The organism is Paenirhizobium cremeum (genome assembly GCF_022884085.1).
Classification (GTDB): domain Bacteria; phylum Pseudomonadota; class Alphaproteobacteria; order Rhizobiales; family Rhizobiaceae; genus Allorhizobium; species Allorhizobium cremeum.
The window spans coordinates 184,467-206,781 of the sequence record NZ_JAGGCS010000004.1 but is presented as its reverse complement, the minus strand read 5'-3'; the positions used below and the strand labels follow the sequence as shown (position 1 = coordinate 206,781).

At 60.6% G+C, this 22,315-nt stretch carries 23 protein-coding genes; 14 read left to right on the top strand and 9 right to left on the bottom strand.

The features are described from left to right. The first annotated feature begins 45 nt into the window (after window positions 1–45). From J5N58_RS09585 to bfr, 3 genes are all read left to right on the top strand, one after another. Window positions 46–1,785: a glucan ABC transporter ATP-binding protein/ permease gene (locus tag J5N58_RS09585; protein ID WP_112830484.1), complete on the top strand. Its 1,740-nt coding sequence runs from the start codon at window positions 46–48 to the stop codon at window positions 1,783–1,785. A 200-nt stretch (window positions 1,786–1,985) separates the two neighbouring features. Continuing rightward, the gene (locus J5N58_RS09580; protein ID WP_244710698.1) at window positions 1,986–2,312 is read left to right on the top strand and encodes a (2Fe-2S)-binding protein; all 327 of its coding nucleotides are present in this window, start codon (window positions 1,986–1,988) and stop codon (window positions 2,310–2,312) included. A 240-nt stretch (window positions 2,313–2,552) separates the two neighbouring features. Continuing rightward, the gene (gene bfr, locus J5N58_RS09575; RefSeq protein ID WP_112830482.1) at window positions 2,553–3,038 is read left to right on the top strand and encodes a bacterioferritin; all 486 of its coding nucleotides are present in this window, start codon (window positions 2,553–2,555) and stop codon (window positions 3,036–3,038) included. A gap of 183 nt (window positions 3,039–3,221) precedes the next feature. On the opposite strand, the gene hisC is transcribed toward bfr, so the two are convergent. Both hisC and J5N58_RS09565 read right to left on the bottom strand, forming a co-directional pair. After that, window positions 3,222–4,277 (bottom strand): histidinol-phosphate transaminase, encoded by a 1,056-nt coding sequence (gene hisC / locus J5N58_RS09570; protein ID WP_113443118.1) that lies wholly within the window; start codon window positions 4,275–4,277, stop codon window positions 3,222–3,224. Between the two features lies 1 nt (window position 4,278). Continuing rightward, a complete protein-coding gene (locus tag J5N58_RS09565) occupies window positions 4,279–5,199 on the bottom strand; it encodes a polyprenyl synthetase family protein (protein WP_113443213.1) in 921 nt (306 codons plus the stop codon). A 195-nt stretch (window positions 5,200–5,394) separates the two neighbouring features. Here J5N58_RS09565 and mtgA point away from each other — a divergent pair, with 195 nt between their 5' ends. From mtgA to J5N58_RS09545, 4 genes are all read left to right on the top strand, one after another. Beyond that, a complete protein-coding gene (mtgA, locus tag J5N58_RS09560; RefSeq protein ID WP_162757398.1) occupies window positions 5,395–6,084 on the top strand; it encodes a monofunctional biosynthetic peptidoglycan transglycosylase in 690 nt (229 codons plus the stop codon). 76 nt (window positions 6,085–6,160) lie between these two features. Further along, entirely contained in the window at window positions 6,161–6,808 is a 648-nt protein-coding gene (locus J5N58_RS09555; RefSeq protein WP_113443116.1) for a glutathione S-transferase family protein, read from the top strand. Between the two features lie 158 nt (window positions 6,809–6,966). Beyond that, a complete protein-coding gene (gene rpmF / locus J5N58_RS09550) occupies window positions 6,967–7,152 on the top strand; it encodes a 50S ribosomal protein L32 (RefSeq protein ID WP_112830478.1) in 186 nt (61 codons plus the stop codon). A gap of 129 nt (window positions 7,153–7,281) precedes the next feature. Next, window positions 7,282–7,689, top strand: a complete 408-nt coding sequence (locus J5N58_RS09545; RefSeq protein ID WP_244710600.1) for a hypothetical protein — start codon at window positions 7,282–7,284, stop codon at window positions 7,687–7,689. Between the two features lie 80 nt (window positions 7,690–7,769). On the opposite strand, the gene phaR is transcribed toward J5N58_RS09545, so the two are convergent. Next, complete coding sequence (gene phaR / locus J5N58_RS09540) at window positions 7,770–8,345, bottom strand: polyhydroxyalkanoate synthesis repressor PhaR (RefSeq protein WP_112830476.1); 576 nt, start codon at window positions 8,343–8,345, stop codon at window positions 7,770–7,772. 230 nt (window positions 8,346–8,575) lie between these two features. Between phaR and J5N58_RS09535 the strand changes: the two genes are divergently transcribed. Next, on the top strand, window positions 8,576–9,757 hold the full coding sequence (locus J5N58_RS09535) for an acetyl-CoA C-acetyltransferase (protein WP_113447443.1): 1,182 nt from the start codon (window positions 8,576–8,578) through the stop codon (window positions 9,755–9,757). Between the two features lie 144 nt (window positions 9,758–9,901). Then, window positions 9,902–10,627 (top strand): beta-ketoacyl-ACP reductase, encoded by a 726-nt coding sequence (phbB, locus tag J5N58_RS09530; protein WP_112830474.1) that lies wholly within the window; start codon window positions 9,902–9,904, stop codon window positions 10,625–10,627. Between the two features lie 347 nt (window positions 10,628–10,974). On the opposite strand, the gene J5N58_RS09525 is transcribed toward phbB, so the two are convergent. From J5N58_RS09525 to J5N58_RS09515, 3 genes are read right to left on the bottom strand one after another with little or no spacing between them, the layout of a single operon-like run. Then, window positions 10,975–11,229, bottom strand: coding sequence for a glycine zipper domain-containing protein (locus J5N58_RS09525; protein WP_112830473.1), 255 nt, complete (start codon window positions 11,227–11,229; stop codon window positions 10,975–10,977). A gap of 28 nt (window positions 11,230–11,257) precedes the next feature. Next, window positions 11,258–11,413 (bottom strand): DUF3309 family protein, encoded by a 156-nt coding sequence (locus tag J5N58_RS09520; RefSeq protein ID WP_112830472.1) that lies wholly within the window; start codon window positions 11,411–11,413, stop codon window positions 11,258–11,260. A gap of 46 nt (window positions 11,414–11,459) precedes the next feature. After that, complete coding sequence (locus J5N58_RS09515; RefSeq protein ID WP_162757393.1) at window positions 11,460–12,131, bottom strand: hypothetical protein; 672 nt, start codon at window positions 12,129–12,131, stop codon at window positions 11,460–11,462. 34 nt (window positions 12,132–12,165) lie between these two features. Here J5N58_RS09515 and J5N58_RS09510 point away from each other — a divergent pair, with 34 nt between their 5' ends. The 4 genes from J5N58_RS09510 to J5N58_RS09495 all read left to right on the top strand — a co-directional run bounded on the left by J5N58_RS09510 (window position 12,166) and on the right by J5N58_RS09495 (window position 17,133). Then, on the top strand, window positions 12,166–15,222 hold the full coding sequence (locus J5N58_RS09510) for a helicase-related protein (protein ID WP_244710695.1): 3,057 nt from the start codon (window positions 12,166–12,168) through the stop codon (window positions 15,220–15,222). Next, window positions 15,219–15,620: an RNA-binding S4 domain-containing protein gene (locus tag J5N58_RS09505; RefSeq protein WP_113465970.1), complete on the top strand. Its 402-nt coding sequence runs from the start codon at window positions 15,219–15,221 to the stop codon at window positions 15,618–15,620. Before J5N58_RS09510 ends, J5N58_RS09505 begins: the two co-directional genes overlap by 4 nt. A 210-nt stretch (window positions 15,621–15,830) precedes the next feature. After that, window positions 15,831–16,169 (top strand): ferredoxin FdxA, encoded by a 339-nt coding sequence (fdxA, locus tag J5N58_RS09500; protein ID WP_112830468.1) that lies wholly within the window; start codon window positions 15,831–15,833, stop codon window positions 16,167–16,169. 391 nt (window positions 16,170–16,560) lie between these two features. Next, window positions 16,561–17,133 carry a CarD family transcriptional regulator gene (locus J5N58_RS09495; RefSeq protein WP_112830467.1) on the top strand — a complete coding sequence of 191 codons (573 nt, stop codon included), beginning with the start codon at window positions 16,561–16,563 and terminating at the stop codon, window positions 17,131–17,133. Between the two features lie 263 nt (window positions 17,134–17,396). Here the strand turns inward: J5N58_RS09495 and J5N58_RS09490 are convergent, their stop codons facing one another. The 3 genes from J5N58_RS09490 to J5N58_RS09480 all read right to left on the bottom strand — a co-directional run bounded on the left by J5N58_RS09490 (window position 17,397) and on the right by J5N58_RS09480 (window position 21,570). Further along, a complete protein-coding gene (locus J5N58_RS09490) occupies window positions 17,397–18,143 on the bottom strand; it encodes a Bax inhibitor-1/YccA family protein (RefSeq protein ID WP_112830466.1) in 747 nt (248 codons plus the stop codon). 170 nt (window positions 18,144–18,313) lie between these two features. Then, window positions 18,314–20,860 (bottom strand): ABC transporter permease, encoded by a 2,547-nt coding sequence (locus tag J5N58_RS09485; protein ID WP_113465969.1) that lies wholly within the window; start codon window positions 20,858–20,860, stop codon window positions 18,314–18,316. Then, complete coding sequence (locus tag J5N58_RS09480; RefSeq protein ID WP_112830709.1) at window positions 20,857–21,570, bottom strand: ABC transporter ATP-binding protein; 714 nt, start codon at window positions 21,568–21,570, stop codon at window positions 20,857–20,859. The genes J5N58_RS09485 and J5N58_RS09480 overlap by 4 nt, the downstream gene beginning before the upstream one ends. A 78-nt stretch (window positions 21,571–21,648) precedes the next feature. On the opposite strand from J5N58_RS09480, the gene J5N58_RS09475 reads away from it, so the two are divergent. Next, on the top strand, window positions 21,649–22,296 hold the full coding sequence (locus tag J5N58_RS09475; RefSeq protein WP_113338157.1) for an arylesterase: 648 nt from the start codon (window positions 21,649–21,651) through the stop codon (window positions 22,294–22,296). The last annotated feature ends 19 nt before the right edge of the window (window positions 22,297–22,315 follow it).

The following is a 22,315-nucleotide window of genomic DNA, read 5'->3' as shown; positions in this document are numbered from 1 at the left end:
CTTGAAGCTTTGAACGGATAGCGGTTGACCGACGAGAGAACGCAATTGTCCCTGTTTCAAGTCTATATAAAGGCGCTCAAATACCTCGCGACCTACAGGTTCCGGGTGGCGCTGGTAGTGTTCGCCAACATCATTCTCGCCGTCATCACCATTGCCGAACCCATTCTCTTCGGTCGCATCATCGACGCGATCTCCGAAAAGCGCGATCCGAAGATGATCCTCATCGCCTGGGGCTGTTTCGGCGTCTTCAATACTTTCGCCTTCGTTCTTGTCGCACGCGAGGCTGACCGTCTCGCGCACGGCCGGCGGGCCGACCTGCTGACCGAGGCTTTCGGCCGCATCATTTCCATGCCGCTCAGCTGGCACCAGAAGCGCGGCACCTCGAATGCCCTCCACACGTTGCTGCGCGCCAGCGAAACGCTCTTCGGCCTCTGGCTCGAGTTCATGCGCACGCATCTTTCAACCGCTGTTGCGATTGCGCTTCTGGTTCCGACCGCGTTTTCCATGGATGTCCGCCTTACCGCCGTCCTGGTCGTGCTCAGCATCTTCTACGTTCTGATCGGCAAGACGGTGATGACCCGCACCAAGGAAGGGCAGGCATCCGTCGAGAGCCATTACCATACCGTCTTTTCCCACGTCAGCGACTCGATCAGCAACGTGTCGGTGCTGCATAGCTATAACCGCATCGAAGCCGAGACGCGCGCGCTAAAACGCTATGCCGAGCAGCTTCTCGCCGCACAGTATCCCGTACTCGACTGGTGGGCCATCGCCAGCGCGCTGAACCGCATCGCCTCGACCCTGTCGATGCTCATCATTCTGGTCATCGGCACCCTGCTCGTCCAGAGCGGCGACCTCAAGGTCGGCGACGTCATCGCATTCACCGGTTTTGCCACCCTTCTGATCGGCCGTCTCGACCAGATGCGGCAGTTCGCGACCCAGATATTCGAGGCCCGCTCGAAGCTGGAGGACTTTTACAAGCTGGAGGATGCGGTGCAGGAACGTGAGGAGCCGGCCGGCGCCGTCGAACTGCGGAACGTCAAGGGCGACGTGGAATTCCGCGACATTTCCTTCGATTTCGCCAATACCGGACAGGGCGTCCACGACGTATCCTTTTCGGTAAAGGCCGGCCAGACGATCGCGATCGTCGGGCCGACGGGTGCCGGCAAGACCACGCTCATCAATCTCTTGCAGCGTGTCTACGAGCCCCGGAAGGGCAAGATCCTGATCGACGGCGTCGATATCTCCACCGTCACCCGGAAATCGTTGCGTCATTCGATCGCGACCGTGTTCCAGGATGCGGGCCTGCTCAACCGCTCGATCCAGGAAAACATCCGCCTTGGCCGCGAGGATGCGACCGAAGAAGAGGTCATGAAGGCGGCAGAGGCTGCCGCTGCCACCGATTTCATCGAGAGCCGCCTGACGGGTTATACCACAGTGGTCGGCGAACGCGGCAACCGGCTTTCGGGCGGCGAGCGTCAACGCATCGCGATTGCCCGTGCAATCCTGAAGAATGCCCCGATCCTCGTGCTCGACGAAGCGACGAGTGCGCTCGACGTTGAAACCGAAGCCCGCGTCAAGGACGCCATCGACAGGCTGCGCAAGGACCGCACCACCTTCATCATCGCCCATCGCCTGTCGACCGTGCGCGAAGCCGACCTCGTGCTGTTTCTCGACCAGGGCCGGATCATCGAAATGGGCGGTTATGACGAACTGAGCGCAAGAGGCGGCCGTTTCGCCTCGCTGCTGCGCACCAGCGGCCTGCTTTCCGATACGCAAGGCCAGTAACGACAGGCTCCTTCGCGGCGTTCATCGGCGCCGATGAAATCTTGGGGGATTTCGGATTGCGTTGCCTCTTTAGCGATGTCCCGGCCAGATGGGATGTTCGGGACGCCACCGCGCATGGCTCCCATGCGTCCTTTAGCGGATTCTTTTCTTGACAACGGTCATCGGGTTTTGCAGAAAGAAGTGGCTGAAAGTCATGTTTCCTGGGCAACGAAACCATGCTGGTTTGTAGCTGCAACTTTATTACCGACAAAGAAATCAGGGAGGTTATCAACGAACTCCTTGATGAGGACTGTTGGCAGCTTATCGTGCCCGCCAAGGTTTACCATGCCATGGGCAAGCGCGGGCGGTGTTGCGGCTGCTTCCCCAACGTCGTCGATATCATCATCAAAACGACGGAAGAGTATCACGCTACACACAAGACGGACGGCGTGAAGGTCTGCGACTTCATGGAACGCCTGCGCCGTTTCCATGAAGAACAGCGACTTGCCAATCTTGAGCGCCGCCGAAACCTCGGCAAGGTCGCCTGATATCCGATGACTTCAGGCGCGCATATGTCCCGCGCCGGCTTCCATTGAATCCCGTTTCATTTCCATGTCCGGCAAGGAACCGGCCGTCGGTCGGCCCGTTTTCAAGAACGCGTTGATGTTCTAGGATGGCCGGTGCAGCATACACAGTAGTTTGGATTAGAATCATTCTAAAAGTTTGACATGACACTGGATGCAGGGTTTATGTCAGTTATTGCAACACAGGTAGAGGATATCACCACCATGAAGGGCGATAAGAAAGTCATCGAAAGATTGAACGAGGCATTGTTCCTCGAACTTGGCGCGGTCAACCAGTACTGGCTGCACTATCGCCTGCTGGAAGACTGGGGCTATCTGAAGCTTGCGAAGAAGGAACGTGCTGAGTCCATCGAGGAAATGCAGCATGCCGACAAGCTGGTTGCCCGCATTATCTTCCTCGAAGGTCATCCGAACCTGCAAACGGTCGCACCGCTGCGCATCGGCCAGAACGTCAAGGAAGTTCTGGAAGCCGATCTCGCCGGCGAATATGACGCTCGCACCTCCTATAAAAAGTCCCGCGACATCTGTTATGAGGCCGGTGACTATGTCTCTATGAAACTGTTCGAGACCCTTCTGGCGGACGAGGAGGGTCATATCGACTTCCTCGAGACCCAGCTCGAACTGCTTTCGAAGATCGGCGAGGAAAAATACGGCCAGCTCAACGCCGCTTCCGCTGACGAAGCGGAATAACCTCGGGCCCGACGCCATCACCGCGTGAAAAGGCGGGCGGTCTTCGGCGCCCGCAGCCTCACCTATCAACAGGCCGGAGCATCGGACAAGATGCTCCGGCCTTGTTTGTTATCGGCGGCCTTGCTGCAGCGTGTCCGGTTCAATGAAGTGCGCTGCACTGACTGCGTTTTGCCTGGGCGAGCCTTAGAGAATGTCATCCATCGCTTCGATAAGGCGGCGGCATTCGGCTTGCGTACCGATGGAAATGCGCAGGAAGTCGGCGATGCGCGGCTTGTTGAAGTGGCGTACCAGGACGGCCCGCTGCCGCAGCGCTGCGGCAAGCTCCTTTCCTTCGAAGCCCGGTTTGCGGGCGAAGACGAAATTCGCTTGCGACGGCAGCACCACGAAGCTGCGGTTTTCCAGTTCGACCGTCAATTGTCTGCGGTTTTCGATCAGTTCGTCCCGGCGGGCGGTAAACCAGGCATCATCCTCGATCGAGGCGACCGCGGCAACCTGAGCGATGCGATCCAGCGGATAGGAATTGAAGCTGTCCTTCATCCGCTCCAGCGCCTCGATCAGCGGGCGCTGGGCGATGGCGTAACCGACCCTGAGGCCGGCGAGCGAGCGCGACTTCGAGAAGGTGCGGATGACGATGACATTTTCATGGTCGGCGATCAAAGGGATCGCCGTCTCGCCACCGAAGTCGACATAGGCTTCATCAACCGCCACGACCTGATCGGAATGGGCTGTGGCAAGCCGTTCGATATCGCCAAGCGGTAGGCCGACGCCTGTCGGTGCGTTCGGATTGGGCAGGATGATCGCACCGCAGGGGGCGTTATAGTCTTCCGGGCGGATGCGGTAATCCGCGTCGAGCGGGATCGTGCGCGTCTCGATGTCGAAGAGACGGCTATAGGTCGGGTAGAAGCTGTAGGTGATGTCCGGATAGAGCAACGGCGCATCGTGCTTCAGCAGGCTTGCGAAGATGAAGGCCAGAACCTCATCCGAGCCGTTGCCGACGAAGACCTGTTCCGATGCTACGCCATGATAGCGGGCTATAGCCTCCTTCAGCGCCCTTGCTGAAGGGTCGGGATAGCGGCGCAGATCGTCATTGATCGCGGCGTGGATCGCCTCCAGCACCTTCCGTGAGGGACCCCAGGGGTTCTCGTTGGTATTCAGCTTCACGAGGTTCGCGATCGCCGGCTGTTCTCCGGCGACATAGGGTTCGAGCGCGGTGACGATCGGCGACCAGAACTTGCTCATGTCAGTGCTTTCGGTTGGCGACGAAACGGGCGGCTTCAATGAGGGTTGTTGCCTTCTCGCCATAGGCGCCGATCAGGCTTTCCGCCTCCGCCACCAGCCGGTCGAGTTCGGCCTCCGCCCATTCCTGCCCTTTGAGCGCCACCAGCGTTCCCTTGCCGCGAGCGGCGTCCTTACCGGCGGCCTTGCCGAGCGTGGCGGCGTTGGAGGTGAGGTCGAGCAGGTCGTCGGCAAGCTGGAACGCACGGCCGATCACCTCGCCGAAACACCTGAGGCGGGCACGATCTTCAGCCGGCGCCTCGGCGATGATGGCGCCGGCCTCGCAGGCAAAGCGCAGGAGGGCGCCGGTTTTCATCGACTGCAGAAGCACGATGCCGGCCTCGTCCGGCGCCTGCTTCTCGGCCGCAAGGTCGAGGGCCTGACCGCCGGCCATGCCGCCGATGCCGGCGGCGCGGGCAAGCGCCAGTACCAGTTCGATCCGGGCGCGATCGGAAAGCGCGGTTTCCGGTGCCGCAATCACGTCGAAGGCGTAGGTCAAAAGGCTGTCGCCGGCGAGAATGGCGGTCGCCTCGTCATAAGCGACATGAACCGTCGGCTTGCCACGGCGCAGGTCGTCGTCGTCCATCGCCGGCAGGTCGTCATGCACCAGCGAATAGCTGTGAAGACATTCAAGCGCGCAGCCAATGCGCAATGCCGCCCCGGCGTCGCCGCCGAAGAGGGCGGTGCTTTCGACCACGAGGAAGGGGCGGATGCGCTTTCCGCCGTTGAGCGTCCCGTGGCGCATGGCATTAAGCAGCCGTTGCGGCCGGACGAGTTCGTCATGCAGACAGCCGGACGAGAGGAGTTTGTCCAGAAGCGCCTCGACCCTCGAAGCGGTTGTCAGCAGGCGGCTTTCGAAGGAAGGTGTCGTCGGGCTCTTTGTCATCGCGCTCATGGGCGGCTATTTGGCATGCTCTTCAAGCGCAGGCAACGGGAATCTGGGGGCTTGGCGAGCCATAGGCGAAAGCGGTCTGGCATTGGCCGCCAAGGGCGGCTAAGAGAAACGGAAAGTCTAACATCGGACAGGGTTTCATTGGCTGAGGACAGCGATATCGGGTATGCAGGCCCGGAGGAGGAACCGGTGCCACCGCGGCGGATACCGCAGACGGCAAGGCGGATCGCGGGTGTGGTGGCCGCACTTCTCCTGCTGCCCTATGCCCTGATCGTTCTCTACCGTCTCGATTTCATCCATCCGGTCTCGACGCTCATGCTCGCCGATCTCGTGACGTTTCAGGGCTATGACCGCCGCTGGGTCGATTTCGAAGACATTTCGCCGAACCTCGTGCGCGCCGTGATGATGTCGGAGGACGGGCAATTCTGTTCTCATCACGGTGTCGACTGGGGCGAGATGAAAAGCGTGATCGATGACGCGCTTGCCGGAGAGGCCACTCGCGGCGCAAGTACAATTCCGATGCAGACGGTGAAGAACCTCTATCTCTGGAATGGTCGGTCGATGCTGCGCAAGGCAATGGAGTTGCCGCTGGCAATTGTCGCCGACGCCGTCTGGTCCAAACAGCGGACGATGGAAATTTACCTTAATGTCGCGGAATGGGGGCCGGGCATTTATGGCGTCGAGGCTGCGGCCCAGCACCATTTCAAGATCCCGGCGGCAAAGCTCAATGCGCGGCAGGCGGCGCTGCTTGCCGTTTCGCTGCCCAATCCGATCACCCGGGTAGCCAGCAAGCCGGGCAACGGCATGAAGCGTCTGGCCGGCGTCGTCGACCGGCGCGCCAAGCGTTCAGGCGACTATATCACTTGCCTTTATGACTGACTTTCAAAAGATTTGTTGGTGCTGAACGGTGGGCGACCCTAAGCTCGAAACCGGCGTAACCAGCAGGAGGAAGGCAATGGACGGGCTCGTTCTCTATATCGGCAACAAGAATTATTCCTCATGGTCGTTCCGGCCCTGGATCGCGCTGACGGCGGCCGGTGTCCCTTTCGAGGAGCAATTGATCCCGTTCGACTTCGAAGCGGGCAATCCTCGCTTCCGGGATATCTCCCCGACAGGGCGGGTGCCGGTGCTGCATCACGGCGCATTGCGGGTCTGGGAGTCGCTCTCGATCATCGAATATGCCGGTGAACTCTTTCCCGATGTAGGAATCTGGCCCGAGGATGTCGGTGACCGGGCGATGGCGCGCTCGATCGCGATGGAAATGCTCTCCGGCTTCCGCGCGCTGCGCGGCGCCTGCCCGATGAACATCCGGCGGGAGAAGCGGGCGATCGACCTGCCGGAAGGCGTCACGGCCGACGTCCAGCGGATCGAGAACATCTGGCGGGAGATGCGCCGGCGCTCGGGCGGACCCTTCCTGTTCGGAGGGTTCTCGGCGGCCGATGCCATGTATGCACCGGTGGTCAATCGGTTTGATGTCTACGATCTGGTTTCCAGCGAGGATACGCTGGAATACATGTCGGCAATGCAGGCTCACCCGGCATGGGTCGCCTGGCGGGACGCAGCCCTTCAGGAAACCTGGATCGTGCCCGAGGACGAGGCATGACGCCATTTCTGTCAGGGCCGGGCGAAAAAAATGCGCCAGGGACTGGTCAAAGCCCTGCCGGGCATGTATAAGCCCGCAAAATTCCGAGATCGAGACAGATGCTGTTCGGCCTCACCGGGCCGCGGAATCTGTTTTGCCCGTCATGTGGAGTAACTGAAATGGCTGTACCGAAAAGAAAAACAAGCCCGTCCAAGCGCGGTATGCGCCGTTCTGCTGACGGTCTTAAGGCCCCGGCTTATGTCGAGGACAAGAACTCCGGCGAACTGCGCCGCCCGCACCATATCGATCTGAAGACCGGTATGTATCGCGGCCGTCAGGTGCTGACGCCGAAGGAAAGCGCATAAGTCCTGCTTACGCAGAGATCTTTCAAGGGCCGGCCTTTGCGCCGGCCTTTACTTTTTCCGGCCAGCCGGCAATTAATCGTCCCGAAATGAGACAGGGAGTTCGTTTCCCGCCGGCTGAAGGACTTTCTCATGGTTGCCGCCATCCCGCTGATGATCGTGCCGTTCGTGCTCTACAATCTCGCCATGCTCGGCGTTTTCGGAGCCGGCGGTATCGGGGCGCTGCAGCACGACGTGATGTCGCTGTTGATGCTCTCAGGCGCGATCTGGACCCTGTCGGTCGGCGACGTGTTCATTCTCGTCGGCCTCGTCGTGCTGTTCGTCGAGATCCTGAAGGCCACCCGGAACGGATCCGGTTCGCTTCTCAACCATATGCTGTCGATGCTGGTCTTCATCGCGTTTCTGGTCGAGTTCCTGCTGGTGCGGGACGCGGCGACGCAGAATTTCTTCATCTTGATGACGATCGCCTTCATCGACGTCGTCGGAGGCTTTGCGGTTTCCATCCGCTCGGCCGGCCGGGACGTTTCGATCGGTCTCTGATTGCAGGCTTGTTCTCGGCCCACAAAAAAAGCGGAAGCCATGCTTCCGCCCTTCGTGTCGCGTACCTCTCTGTAATTGGCTCAGAGGCTGTCGAGCTTGTTCTGCAGCGTGCGAAGCTGTTCCTTGAGTTCATCGATGTCCTTGGCCTCCGCCTTGCGGCTTTCCTTCGGAGGTTGGCTGCCGAGGAAGGGCGAGAACATCTGCATCGCCTGGTGGAACATTTCGGTATTGCGCTTCACCTGCTCTTCCATGAGCTGTATGGGCATCTGCAGATTCTTGGTCAGCGGCGTTTCGCCGAACGCCTTGGTGATCTGTTCCCGCATCTGGGTCTGCTGTTCGGTGAAGGCCTTCATCGAGTGTTCGAGAAAGCTCGGTACGACCATCTGCATCTGGTCGCCGTAATAGCCGATGAGCTGGCGCAGGAAGGAGATCGGCAATAGCGTATTGCCTGTCTTCGACTCCTGCTCGAAAATGATCTGCGTCAGGACGGAATGGGTGATGTCCTCACCGGTCTTGGCATCCTGTACGACGAATTCCTCTCCCTTCTTCACCATCTTGGCCAGGTCCTCCAGCGTGACGTAAGTGCTGGTGCCTGTGTTGTAGAGCCGGCGGTTGGCATATTTTTTTATGACAATCTCGCCCTCTGTCTTGGCCATTCGTGCCTCCTAACCCCGTCGTTATTGTGAATTTTTGCTCTTCCCTCCATGAATGTAAACGCAAACGAAGCGCGGTGACAATCTCTTTGTGCAATGCGGGACCCGCATTTGACGAAATTCAAGAGGGTACAACCAAGGAATGAAACGGGTCTGCTTTCTTCCTGTTTGACACCGGGTGAAAGCTTTGCCAGTTTCATCGTCAACGACTGATAAACGCGAGGAGACCACCCATGAGCAGTGCATCCATTGTCATCGCCAGCGCGGCGCGCACCCCGGTTGGATCTTTCAACGGCGTCTTCGCCAATGTGCCGGCTCACGAACTCGGCGCGGTTGCGATCAAGGGCGTTCTGGAGCGGGCGGGCGTCGACGCCAAGGAAGTTGACGAGGTGATCCTCGGTCAGATTCTCACAGCGGGACAGGGGCAGAATCCGGCGCGGCAGGCCGCGATGAAGGCCGGCATTCCGCAGGAAGCGACGGCATGGGGCATGAACCAGCTCTGCGGTTCGGGTCTGCGCGCCGTTGCGCTGGGCATGCAACAGATCGCGACGGGCGATGCTGCAATCATTGTTGCCGGTGGCCAGGAATCAATGTCCATGGCGCCCCATGTTGCGCATCTTCGCGGCGGCACCAAGATGGGTGATCTGAAGATGATCGACAGCATGATCAAGGACGGGCTGACCGACGCTTTCTACGGCTATCACATGGGCATCACCGCCGAAAACGTCGCCCGCCAGTGGCAGCTTTCGCGCGACGAGCAGGATGCCTTCGCCGTTTCCTCGCAGAACAAGGCTGAGGCGGCGCAGGTTGCCGGCCGTTTCAAGGACGAGATCGTGCCGGTGGTCGTGCCCAGCCGCAAGGGCGACATCACGGTCGATGCCGACGAATATATCCGCTTCGGCGCGACGCTCGACAGCATGACCAAGCTCAAGCCTGCCTTCGACAAGGAAGGCACGGTCACCGCGGCCAATGCGTCCGGCATCAATGACGGTGCGGCAGCGGCACTGCTGATGACCGAGGAGGAGGCCGGCCGACGCGGTATCGCGCCGCTTGCCCGCATTGCGTCCTGGGCAACCGCAGGTGTGGATCCGCAGGTCATGGGCACGGGACCGATCCCGGCCTCGCGCAAGGCGCTGAAAAAAGCCGGCTGGAACGTCGCGGATCTCGATCTGGTCGAGGCAAATGAGGCCTTTGCGGCGCAGGCCTGCGCGGTCAACAAGGACCTCGGCTGGGATACCTCCATCGTGAACGTCAATGGCGGCGCCATCGCAATCGGTCATCCGGTCGGCGCTTCCGGCGCGCGTATTCTCAATACGCTGCTGTTCGAGATGAAGCGCCGCGGTGCGAAAAAGGGACTTGCCACGCTTTGCATCGGCGGCGGCATGGGCATCGCCATGTGCCTCGAGGCTCTTTAAGGGAGGAACGAAGACCTGCGGGAGCCGGCGGGGTGGGAAACGCCGCCGGGCGGGTCTGATCAAGTGTCATAAAACTATCCTAACAACGGCTTCGGAAGAAAAGTCGGTGGCCGGCGAAGCTTTACAGAGAGGGAGTGACAGCTCATGGGCAGAGTGGCATTGGTGACGGGTGGAACGCGGGGCATCGGAGCGGCGATCTCGGTCGCGCTCAAGGACGCCGGCTATTCGGTGGCGGCAAATTATGCCGGCAACGACGAGAAGGCGCAGGCCTTCAGGCAGGAGACGGGTATCCCGATCTTCAAATGGGACGTTTCCAGCTACAGCGCCTGCGTCGAAGGGATTGCCAGTGTGGAGGCGGAACTGGGTCCGGTCGACGTGCTCGTCAACAATGCCGGTATCACCCGGGATGCGATGTTTCACAAGATGACGCCGGAGCAATGGAGCGAGGTCATCAACACCAATCTCAACGGTGTCTTCAACATGACCCACCCCATCTGGTCCGGCATGAGGGACCGCAATTTCGGGCGCGTCATTACCATTTCCTCGATCAACGGACAGAAGGGGCAGATGGGGCAGGCCAACTATTCCGCCGCCAAGGCCGGCGATCTCGGTTTCACCAAGGCACTCGCCCAGGAAGGGGCCGCCAAGGGCATCACCGTCAATGCCATCTGCCCCGGCTACATCGGTACGGAGATGGTCCGCGCCATCCCGGAAAAGGTGCTGAACGAACGCATCATTCCGCAAATCCCGGTTGGTCGCCTCGGCGAACCGGAAGAGGTCGCGCGCATCGTGGTGTTTCTTGCGTCAGACGATGCAGGGTTTATTACCGGTTCAACGATTTCGGCCAATGGCGGACAGTTTTTCGTCTGAGAAAATTCGCCTGTCATAATATGAGGCCGGCCTTCGTGCCGGCCTCATGCCTTTTGCGCATACGTTAACGATCCGATCCGGTGGCTAAGGGAAATCCCTTAATATCCACCGTTCTCTATGGTTAACCGTTTGTTATTCAACAATATATAGCGGTGAACAAAGCGGGAAACCCGCTGCGTAAGCGATTCGTCGCCGATTCGTTCCGGCTTTGGTCGAAGTCTTAACGCGGGTGCTGAAAACGGTCGGCAAAAAGCCACCGGCGGTGGGGCCGGTGGCTTTTCGGAAGCGCTGGTTTCGCCGATCAAGCGGCTGCGGTTCGTTCCGGAACCGCAATCCTCCTCGTGCGTTTATCGGCAGCGCGCTTCATATCGGCGACCATACCTGTCGCGATAGATGCAATAGCCCGGTCGTTCCTGGGATTGCCCGATCAGGGCGCCGGCAACACCGCCGACCGCTGCGCCGACCGCCGCTCCGCCCCAAGAGTTCGTTGCAACGCCGCCGACTACGGCGCCGGTAGCCGCGCCGATGCTCGCGCCTTTTTCCGTAGCCGTGCAGGATGCGAGAGGAGCGATCAATGCCAGAGCAAGAAGAGTTTTTTTCATCGTCTTTTCCTTTCGATGGAACGTGGGCTCAAATCCGGCCCATGAGCAAGAGAATGACAAGGATGAGCAGCACAAGGCCCAATCCACCGGAAGGGCCATAGCCCCAACTACGACTATAACCCCAGTTCGGCAGCGCGCCGATCAGGAGCAGAATGATGATAACGACGAGAATAGTACTCAGCATGGCGGCCCTCCCCATTCAGATGCAAAGCTCGGTTCTGCCTTGGCCTTCAACGCGGCGTGGGCAAGTTTGTTCCATCGCGCCGTTTCCCTTGCAACAGTGCGGCAAACCAGGGGAATTTCCGGCATATGCGGGTGTTCGGCGTGCAGGCGACGACGGTTTCAGCCGAAAGAAACTGGCCGGCAAGGGCCAGCTTCCAGGGATGATGGCCCGGCAACGGACAGGCGACCGTCCTTCCTTGCCAGCAGATGTCGGGACCAAAGACCTGCCAGAAGACGGGAGCCATGACGATGACGTGGAGCAGAACGAAGTTATAGCCGTTCCTTCTGCTGATCCATTCTGCCGGTGGCGGGGAAGTTTTATTTCGTGTCAACCTCGCCGGCAGAAACGCTATTGACAGACGGAAGTTCCCCGATTCTCCGCTTTGCCAGCAAACTGATTGCCTTAAAGCAGGAACTTCATGATTTGATTCAGCATTTCGTAGGAGTCCGGCAAGAGTCCGACGATATGTAGCCGTGAACAAATGCTGAATCCGCTGGAGTCGTCGATTCGTCGCCGATTCGTTCGCAGCCTGTTCCGGAATCGGAAAAATGCGCGCTTTTGTCTTCCGAAACACATCGCTTTTCGGAGTTTGGCGATGATCGGCCTTGCCTTTGACGGCGTTCGTCGCCATGTGTGGGCGAGGTTTGCGGGTCGGATTTTCGTTCCTGCCGGCGGCCATTTGCAGTCCGGAGCGGTAATTGAATTCGCAACCCATGATCCTGAGCGGCCGCGGCGTCACTGCTGTGCTGGGGCCGACCAATACCGGCAAGACCCATTTCGCCATCGACCGCATGGTCGCCCATGGTTCCGGGATCATCGGCCTGCCGCTGCGGCTGCTCGCCCGTGAAGTCTATACGCGGCTTGTCGAGCGCGTCGGTGCCCAGCATGTCGCGCTGGTGACGGGCGAAGAAAAGATCGCGCCGCCGAATGCCCGTTTTTCCGTCTGCACGGTTGAGGCGATGCCGCGGGAGACCAAGGCCTCCTTCGTGGCGATCGACGAGATCCAGCTTGCCGGCGATCTCGAGCGCGGGCACATCTTCACCGACCGGCTGCTGCATCTTCGCGGGCGCGACGAGACGCTGCTTCTCGGCTCCGGTACGATGAAGCCGATTCTCCTGCAATTGCTGCCGGGCATTACCGTCATCGAAAGGCCGCGCCTGTCGCAGCTTTTCTATGCTGGGCAGAAGAAAATCACCCGCCTGCCGCAGCGGACCGCCATTGTCGCCTTCTCGGCAGACGAGGTCTACGCCATCGCTGAACTCATCCGGCGCCAGCGGGGCGGTGCCGCCGTGGTGCTCGGGGCGCTCAGCCCACGTACCCGCAATGCACAGGTAGGGCTCTATCAGGCGGGCGACGTCGAATATCTCGTCGCGACCGACGCCATCGGCATGGGTCTCAATCTCGACGTCGACCACGTTGCCTTCGCTCAGGACCGCAAGTTCGATGGCTACCAGTTCCGCAATCTCAATCCCGCGGAACTCGGGCAGATTGCGGGACGTGCCGGCCGGCATCTCAAGGACGGTACTTTCGGGGTGACGGGACGGGTCGATCCCTTCGACGACGAACTCGTTGAGCGCCTCGAAGGACATGAATTCGATACTGTGAAGATTTTGCAGTGGCGCACTGCCGCCTTCGATTTTTCCTCGATCACGGCGTTACAGCGCAGCCTGGAAGCGGCGCCCCGCATCGAGGGACTGACACGTGCATTGCCGGCTATCGATCAGCAGGCGCTGGATTTCCTTGCCCGCTATCCGGAAGTCATCGATCTTGCGAACACGCCGGCGCGGGTCGAAAAGCTCTGGGATGCCTGTGCGCTGCCGGATTATCGCCGAATCACGCCGGCGCAGCATGCAGATCTGATCCAAAGCCTCTTTTCGGATCTCGTCAGGCATGGCACGGTGAACGAGGATTTCCTGGCCGAACAGGTGAAACGCGCCGATCGCACCGATGGTGAAATCGACACGCTTTCCGCGCGAATCGCCCAGATCAGGACATGGACCTATGTGTCGAACAGGCCCGGCTGGCTTGCCGATCCGACACACTGGCAAGAAAAGACGCGGGAAATCGAAGACCGATTGTCCGATGCGCTACATGAACGGTTGACGAAACGCTTTGTTGATCGCAGGACATCTGTGCTCATGAAGCGCTTGAGAGAGAATGCGATGTTGGAAGCTGAAATCAGTGTGAACGGCGATGTCTTCGTGGAGGGACATCACATGGGGCAGCTCGCCGGTTTTCGGTTCACGCCCATTTCGGGAACCGAGGGGCCGGACGCCAAGGCCGTGCAGGCCGCGGCGCAGAGGGCGCTTGGTCTCGAATTCGAGGCAAGGGCGGCAAGGCTGCATGCTTCCGGCAACAACGATCTTGCGATCAGTTCGGAAGGTCTGGTTCGCTGGCTCGGCGATCCCGTCGCCCGGCTGACGGGCAGCGACCACATCCTGCATCCGCGTGTCATTCTGCTTGCAGACGAGCAGTTGACCGGCAATGCGCGCGATCATGTGGTTGCCCGCATCGAACGCTTCGTTAATCATCACATCTCGACGGTTCTGAAGCCTCTCGACGATCTTTCGCGCGCCGAGGATCTTCAGGGGCTCGCCAAGGGACTGGCTTTCCAGCTCGTCGAAAACCTCGGCGTGCTGTTCCGCCGCGACGTTTCCGACGACGTGAAGTCGCTCGACCAGGATGCGCGCGCCTCGATGCGCCGCTATGGGGTGCGTTTCGGCGCCTACCACATCTTCATGCCGGCGCTTTTGAAGCCGGCTCCGGCGGAGCTCATCACCCTTCTCTGGGCGCTGAAGAATGACGGCCTCGACAAGCCCGGCTACGGCGACTTGATTCCGGTTCTTGCCGCCGGCCGTACGTCCGTGGTGACCGATGCGAGCTTCGAGCGGATGTTCTACAAGCTCGCCGGCTTCCGCTTCCTCGGGAAGCGGGCCGTGCGGATCGACATTCTCGAGCGTCTGGCCGATCTCATCCGGCCGCTGCTGCAGTGGAAGCCCGGCGCGACCCCGCGTCCGGACGGCGCCTATGACGGCCGCCGTTTTACGACCACCACCGCCATGCTGTCGATTCTCGGTGCGACGCCTGACGACATGGAAGAAATCCTGAAGGGCCTTGGCTATCGCGCCGACAGCGTGACCGCGGAAGAAGCGGCTGCCTTCCTTGCAGCCCAGTCTCCAGCGGATGCCGCGCCGGCAGGTGAAGTCGTCGCGGATGGCGAGGCGGCTCCGGAAGAGATTTCCTCCGGGGACGAGCAGAGTGCCGATGCGACGCAGGATGAGACGGCAAGCACGGACGAGGCGATTGCCACGTCTGCCGGCGAAGCGGAAACCGCTATCGCCGTCGAGGCATCAACTTCCGCTGACGAGGCTGCGCCTGCAGAGCCGAAGCCGGTTCTCCTGTGGCGTCCGGGCGGTCGTAACGACAATCAGCGTGGCGCGCGTCCCGGTGGCGACCGGCGCGGGCATGGCGGCAATCGCGCACCGGCCGAAGGCCGCGGCGAAGCCCGCCGTGACGACCGTCGCCGCGACGACGAACGCCATGGCGGAAAACCCAAGGGCAAGGAAGGCGGACGCGGCGGTTTCGGCCAGAAGTCGGACGGCGGTCGTCCGGATCGGGGCGAGCGCAAGGACCGGCCCAACCGGCCCGAACGCGACAACAAGTCGCAGCCTGCCCGTTTTGAGGCCAAGCCTCCGCGAAAGGAAAAGCCGATCGATCCGGATTCGCCCTTTGCGAAGCTCGCTGCTCTGAAGGAGCAGATGAAGAAGTGACGTCCGCCGATCAACAGCCACCTTCCGGTTCGCGCCAGCGTATCGACAAGTGGCTGTTCTTTGCGCGGATACTCAAGTCCCGGACGCTGGCGCAGGAGCGGGTGTCTGCCGGGCATGTCAAGGTCAATGGCTTGAACGTGCGCCAGCCCAGTCACCTCCTGAAACCCGGAGATCGCCTTGAGATCGCGCTGGAGCGGCGCGATCTCGTTGTGGTGGTCTTGAAGCCGGGCGAGCGGCGCGGGCCCTACGAAGAGGCCCGCCAACTCTATGAGGACCAGACGCCGCCGGAACCGGAACGCATCAGCGCGCTGGAGCAGGCGATGCGTTCTTCCGGAAGCGGCCGCCCCACCAAAAAAGAGCGACGGGCAATCGACCGGCTGCGACCGGACGAACCTTGAAGTCTCCCATTAGAAAACTGTGTGTGTCTGCGGCTATTTTCAGGATTGTTTATCCTTGCTATAGCGCCAATAACGCAGTAGCTGACAAGCCGTCCGACCGATCCTCCCATTGGTTAAACGAGTGCGTTCAGCCGTGGTCTGAACCCAAATTTGCGCGGGCACGCGGTCGTCACCGTCCTCGCGCGGAAAACGAGCTTTTGGAGTGCCGCAATGACCTATATTGTCACCGACAATTGCATCCGCTGCAAATACACCGATTGCGTGGAGGTCTGCCCGGTCGACTGTTTCTATGAGGGCGAGAACTTCCTCGTCATTCATCCCGATGAATGCATCGATTGCGGCGTCTGCGAGCCCGAATGTCCTGCCGAGGCGATCAAGCCGGATACCGAGCCGGGTCTCGACAAGTGGCTGCAGATCAATACCGAATATGCCAAGATCTGGCCGAACATCACGGTCAAGCGCGATCCATTGCCGGAAGCCAAGGAGATGGATGGCGTCGAAGGAAAGTACGAGATGTACTTCTCCCCCAAGCCAGGGCAGGGCGACTGAGGGAGCGGATCGGGGAGCGCTCGCCTGATACTCCCCCTTCGTCGGTGATTCGCCGCATTTAGGGCCGGGTCAAGTCTGCGTCGCGGCATTTAAGGCGACGTGGCAGTAAAATATTGATTTCCTCAGTTTTTTGTGATAGGTTGTCGAAACTGTTCCACTTTGCGGCATTAGCATGCCCTGAACCATCACGAAAGCAAACTCATCATCCTCCGCGGGTTCCGTGACATTAACGACATTTGACTGTCGGGTCGCTGTCGCGAAGAAGGTTGTGTTTGCGTGTGACGGGCTGGATCAGGATGGAGTGACCCGACGGTTTCCCCCGTCTCATCCGGGCCTGACCGACCCGGCGCCGGCATCTTGCCGGGAGCATAACAGGGAGTTTTTGAAACGAATGACGACCCAGCAGAAGAAATCTCCGACTCGCCACGGCTTCAAGACCGGCGAGTCGATCGTCTACCCGGCACATGGTGTCGGTACCATTACCGCCATCGAAGAGCAAGAAGTAGCAGGCATGAAGCTTGAGCTTTTCGTGATCGACTTCGAAAAGGACAAGATGCGGCTGAAGGTTCCGGTCGCTAAAGCTGTGAGCATCGGCATGCGCAAGCTGTCCGAAACCGATTTCGTCGATCGCGCCCTGAAGGTCGTTCAAGGCAAGGCGCGCGTGAAGCGCACGATGTGGTCGCGTCGCGCCCAGGAATATGATGCGAAGATCAATTCCGGCGACCTGATCTCGATCGCCGAAGTGGTTCGCGATCTTTATCGCGCCGAAAACCAGCCGGAGCAGTCCTATTCCGAGCGTCAGCTCTACGAAGCCGCTCTCGATCGCATGGCTCGCGAAATCGCGGCCGTGAACAAGATGTCGGAAACCGAAGCTGTCCGTCTCGTCGAAGTGAACCTTGCCAAGGGTCCCAAGCGCGGCAAGACGATCGAGGAAGACGACGCACCGGAAGAAGAGGCAGCGTAAAACTTGCCTTACGTGCGGCGATTTCGGATCGCCAGCCGTACTTTTGAAAAAGCCTCCGGGTTTGCGCCGGAGGCTTTTTTCTTGGGCTCCTGAAGTGCATCGCGACCTTTCAGGTTCGCTCTGCAAACTTTTCCGATGCCCGTCGGGACATCCCCGGGAGACGCCGAGGGCACTAATCTCAACAAAAAGCCCCGCCGATTGGCGGGGCTTCTTCAAACTGAGCGAAACGGCGCCGAATGTGACGCTGTTCGATGTTCCGTCCGTTACTCGCGGTTGCCGAGAAAACGGAGGAGGAACAGGAAGAGGTTGATGAAGTCGAGGTAGAGCTGCAAAGCGCCCATGATCGCCTTGCGGCCGGCCATTTCCGCCCCATCGGCCTCATAGTAGGATTCCTTGATGCTCTGGGTGTCGTAGGCCGTCAGGCCTGCGAAGATCAGGACGCCAATCACAGAGATGGCGAATTCCAGGGCCGAGGAGGCCAGGAAGATATTCACCAGCGAAGCGATGATCAGGCCGAACAGACCCATGATCAGGAACGAACCCATGGCCGAGAGGTCACGCTTGGTCGTGTAACCATAGAGCGACAGGGCGCCGAAGGACGCGGCCGTCACGAAGAAGGTCTGGACGATGCTGGAACCGGTATAGACCAGGAAAATCGACGACAGCGAGAGACCCATCAGCGCAGCATAGACCCAGAAGGTTGTCTGGGCGGCGGGAACGCTCATCGAGTTAATCCTGAAGCTCATGAAGAACACGAGCGCGACAGGGGCAAAGATCACCACCCATTTCAGGGCGCTGAAATAGATCGCCTGGCCGAAGGCGGTCAACTGGCCGTCGCTGCCGACCGCCATCTGGAAGGTGACGAATGCAGCAATACCGGTGATCGCGAGACCGAGAGCCATCAGGTTGTAGACCTTCAGCATGTAGGCGCGAAGGCCTTCATCGATCATCGCGGCCGACTGGGCGCCATTCTGGCCCACACGACTCTGGTAGTTGCGGAGTTCAGACATTGTTTCCTCTTTTCAAGCTCCGATGGATGTTACGGTGTCGGGCAATACGCCCGGGCGCCGCTGCGGAGCTCAGCATGCCTGTGGATAATATGAGATTTATCGTGGCCCGCGACAAGTCCCGCCCAAGTTAAAAAGGCGTAATCATTACGCGCCTTGGTAAACGACCTGCCTCAGAGTTCACGCAGCACGGGTGCGGCCTTCTGCCCGAGTATGCGCCAGGTGCCGGCAAGGCCGATGCCGATCGTCGTCGCCAGGGCGATCACCAGTGTCATGAGCGCGACATCGGGCAGGAAGGAGGAGGGCAGTTTCATGATCCTGGCGAGGACGAACCAGGCGACGCCGCCGCCGGCAATGAGTGCGAAGATAGCGGTCGCAGCGCCGAGCAGCAGGTATTCGTAGGTAAATGCCCGGATCAGCATCGCCCGCGTTGCCCCAAGCGTCTTCAGCACGACTGCATCGTGGGTGCGGGCGCGATTGCCGGCGGCGAGCGCGCCGGAGAGCACCAGGACCGAAGCGATCAACGCAATCGCTGCCGCGGCCCGGATCGCGGTTGCGAGCTGTCCGACCAGCCGGTCGACGACGTCAAGCGCATCCTTGACCCGAACGCTGGTAATGGTCGGATAGGTCTGCGTGACGGCTTTCAGGATTGCCGCCTCGTCCGAGGTCGTGGCGCCCGGATCGGTCAATGTCGCCAGCCAGGCATGCGGCGCACCGGCAAAGGTGTTGGGAGAAAAGACCATGACGAAGTTGATCGACAGCGACTCCCATTCCACCTTGCGGAAATTGGCAATCCTGGCCGTGATGTTTCGTCCCAGCACGTTGACTGTGACGGTGTCGCCGAGTTTCAGGCCGAGCTCTCGCGCTTCCTCGGCGGAGAAGGATACAAGCGGTTCCCCGGTGTAATCGGCCGGCCACCAGCTTCCTTCCGTAACGGAGGCGTTCTCCGGCAGATCGGCGGAATAGGTGATTCCACGGTCGCCGCGCAGCACCCAGCGCCCCTCCGGAGGGACTTGCATTTTGGTAACGTCGGTGCCGTTGAAGGCGAGGATGCGACCCCTGAGCATAGGAACTTCGACGATATTTCCCTTCGGCGCCCGCTGCTGCAGGATCGAGCGGAAACCGTCGAGGTCGGCCTTCTGGATATCGACGAAGAAGAAGTTGGGCGCCCTTTCCGGCAGGTTTCCGGTTAGTTCCTTGCGCAGGTTGCCGTCGATCAGAGCAAGCGCCACAAGCAGGCTGAGACCAAGCCCGAGCGAAAGCGTCACGGCCGGCGTCAATGCGCCGGGCCGGTGTATGTTTCCAACGGCGAGCCGGAGCGCCGGGGACGGCATATGCGGGCTGCGCCGGGCGAGGAAGGCGATCAGCAGCGCGACAAGCCTTAGGAGGAGGAAACCGGCGGCCATCGCCACGAGAAAGATTGCCGCAATGCGACGGTCGTCGGACGTGAAAATCGCAAGCGCCGCCAGCGCGGCCAGCGCCAGCGCGGTCGCTGCGACGTAAGGCCATGCCGGAAGCCCGCGTGCCTCAAAGCCCTGTTCCCGGAAAAGTGCCGTCGCAGGGACCTTGCGGGCGTGACCCAGCGGCAGGATCGCGAAGGCGAGTGTCACCAGCATGCCGAATACGGTCGCAAGCAGCAGGGCTCCGGGATAAAGCCGGGGGGCCGGAGAGATCGGCAGGATGCCGGCCAGATAGCTTGCGGCAACGATCGGGGCGATGGCGCCGAGCAGGAGACCGATGCCGATGCCGATCGCGGCGACGATGGCGATCTGGAAGAGATAGACCATCACCACCACCGAGGCCGGGGCGCCGAGGCATTTCAGCGTTGCGATCACCGTGCGCTTGGAATCGAGGAAGGCACGCACGGCATTGGCGACGCCGACGCCGCCGACCACCAGGGCCGTCAGGCCGACCAGCGTCAGGAACTGCGAGAAACGGTCTATATTCTCCGTGAGCGACGGAGCGGCGCGGTCGCTGGTGCGGATAGACCAGCCGGCATTCGGCAGTTCCTTCTGCGCTCTTTGACGCACGTCCTCCGGTCCGGGTGCCGGGTCGTTATAGCGGACTTTGTAGGCGTGTTCGACGAGGCTGCCGGTTTCGATAAGGCCGGTTGCCCTGAGCGCATCCCGGCTGGTCAGGAGACGCGGGGCGAAGCCGAAGCCGTCGGAAATGGAATCCGGTTCGTTGACGATGGCGCCGGTGATCCTGAAGCGGGCTTTTCCGACAAGGATCTCCTGGCCGACCGACAGGCCGAGCCTTTCCAGAAGCAGGGGTGCTGCGACGGCGCCATAGGCTCCGTCTTTCAAGGCAAGGAGGTCGAGTATCGATAGGGGCGGCTCGGTGACGAGGGCGCCATAGAGGGGATAGGCCTCATCGACGGCCTTGACCTCAACCAGCGACTGATCCGATCCGTCCGGCAGGCGGGCCATCGAACGCAGCACCGTCGAAGCGGATACCTTTCCCAGGCCTTCCAGGAAGCGCATCTCTTCACCGTTCGCCTCGCGATTGGTCAGTTCGAAGCGGACGTCTCCGGCAAGGAGGGTGCGGCCTTCGGAGGAAATGGAATCGGTAATCGCGGTGGAGACGGAATTTACCGCCGCGATGGCCCCGGTGCCGAGCGCGATGCAGGCGAGGAAGATGTAAAAGCCTTTCAAGCCGCCGCGCAGTTCCCGAAGTGCTATTCGAAAGGCGATGCCGAGCCGTGATGTAAAGTCCTTCATGCCGGCTGCCGTTCCGGCTGTCTTTTGTCACCCACGAGATCGGCGGCGATGCGCCCGGAGGCGACGCGCACTTGGCGGGAGCAGCGGTCGGCGAGCGCCGGATCGTGGGTGACCAGCACCAGCGTCATGCCGCGCTCTGCCTGCTTGGCAAACAGGAGATCGGCAATCTGGCGGCCGGTTTCCACGTCGAGATTTCCCGTCGGTTCATCCGCGATCAGCACGGCCGGCGAAGGGGCAAGGGCGCGTGCTATGGCGACGCGCTGCTGTTCGCCGCCCGAAAGCTGTCCGGGATAGTGATCCAGGCGTTCGCCGAGGCCAACGGCCTGAAGTTCCTTCCGCGCGATATCGAAGGGATTCCGCGTGTTCGCAAGTTCCAGCGGAACCGCCACGTTCTCAAGCGCGGTCATGTTGGCGATCAGGTGAAAGGACTGAAAAACGATGCCGATGTTCCTTCCGCGGAAATCGGCGAGCGCATCTTCCCCAAGGCGATGCAGCGGTTCGCCGTTGACGTTGATTTCGCCGCTGTCGAGCCGTTCCAGTCCGGCGAGCACCATCAACAGGGTGGACTTTCCCGAACCCGAGGGACCGACGATGCCAACCGATTCACCCTGGGAGATGGCAAGGTCTATATTCTTCAGCACATGCACCGAGGCTGCGGCGCTTCCGAGCGTCAGATCGGCCTTCTTGAGTTCGATGATGGTTTTTCTCACGCTTGCCCGCCTTATATAGATTGGCGCGAAGAGGCCGCCGCGCACCGTCATCGGCCTCGCCAATTTAGGAAAGGCACAATGAGATTTAAAGCCGCTCTTCTTCATTTAGCCGTGATCCTGGGCGGGATGTTCCCGCTCGCGTCTTTCGCGTCGGCCGAGTCCCTGCAGCTTGTCGGCTTCGGCGACAGCCTGATGGCGGGCTATCAATTGCCGCAGGAGGATGCGTTGCCGGCCCGTCTGCAGGCGGCGCTGGTCGCGCGGGGGCATGACGTCGTCATCGCCAATGCGGGTGTCTCGGGTGACACGACCTCGGCGGGGCTTTCCCGTGTCGACTGGTCCGTCCCCGAGGGCACGAGCGGCGTGATCCTGGAGCTTGGCGCAAACGATGCCCTACGCGGCGTCGCTCCGGAGGAGACGGAACGAAATCTCGAGGCAATCATTAGCCGGCTTGAAGAGCGCGGCATTCCGGTGTTGCTGGTCGGGATGCTTGCGCCCCCCAACATGGGCGAGGACTATGCCCAGCGTTTCAACGGCATCTATCCGAGGCTTGCGGAAAAATACGCGCTTGCCTTCTATCCCTTTGTTCTCGATGGCGTTGCCGCTCAGGCGGCACTGCAATTGGAGGACGGAATGCATCCGAATGCAAAGGGTGTGGCGACCATGGTCGAGCGCATGCTGCCGGTCACGGAGAGCTTCCTCAAAACGATTAAGGACAAGCCGAAATAATAGCTTGCACGCATGCCCA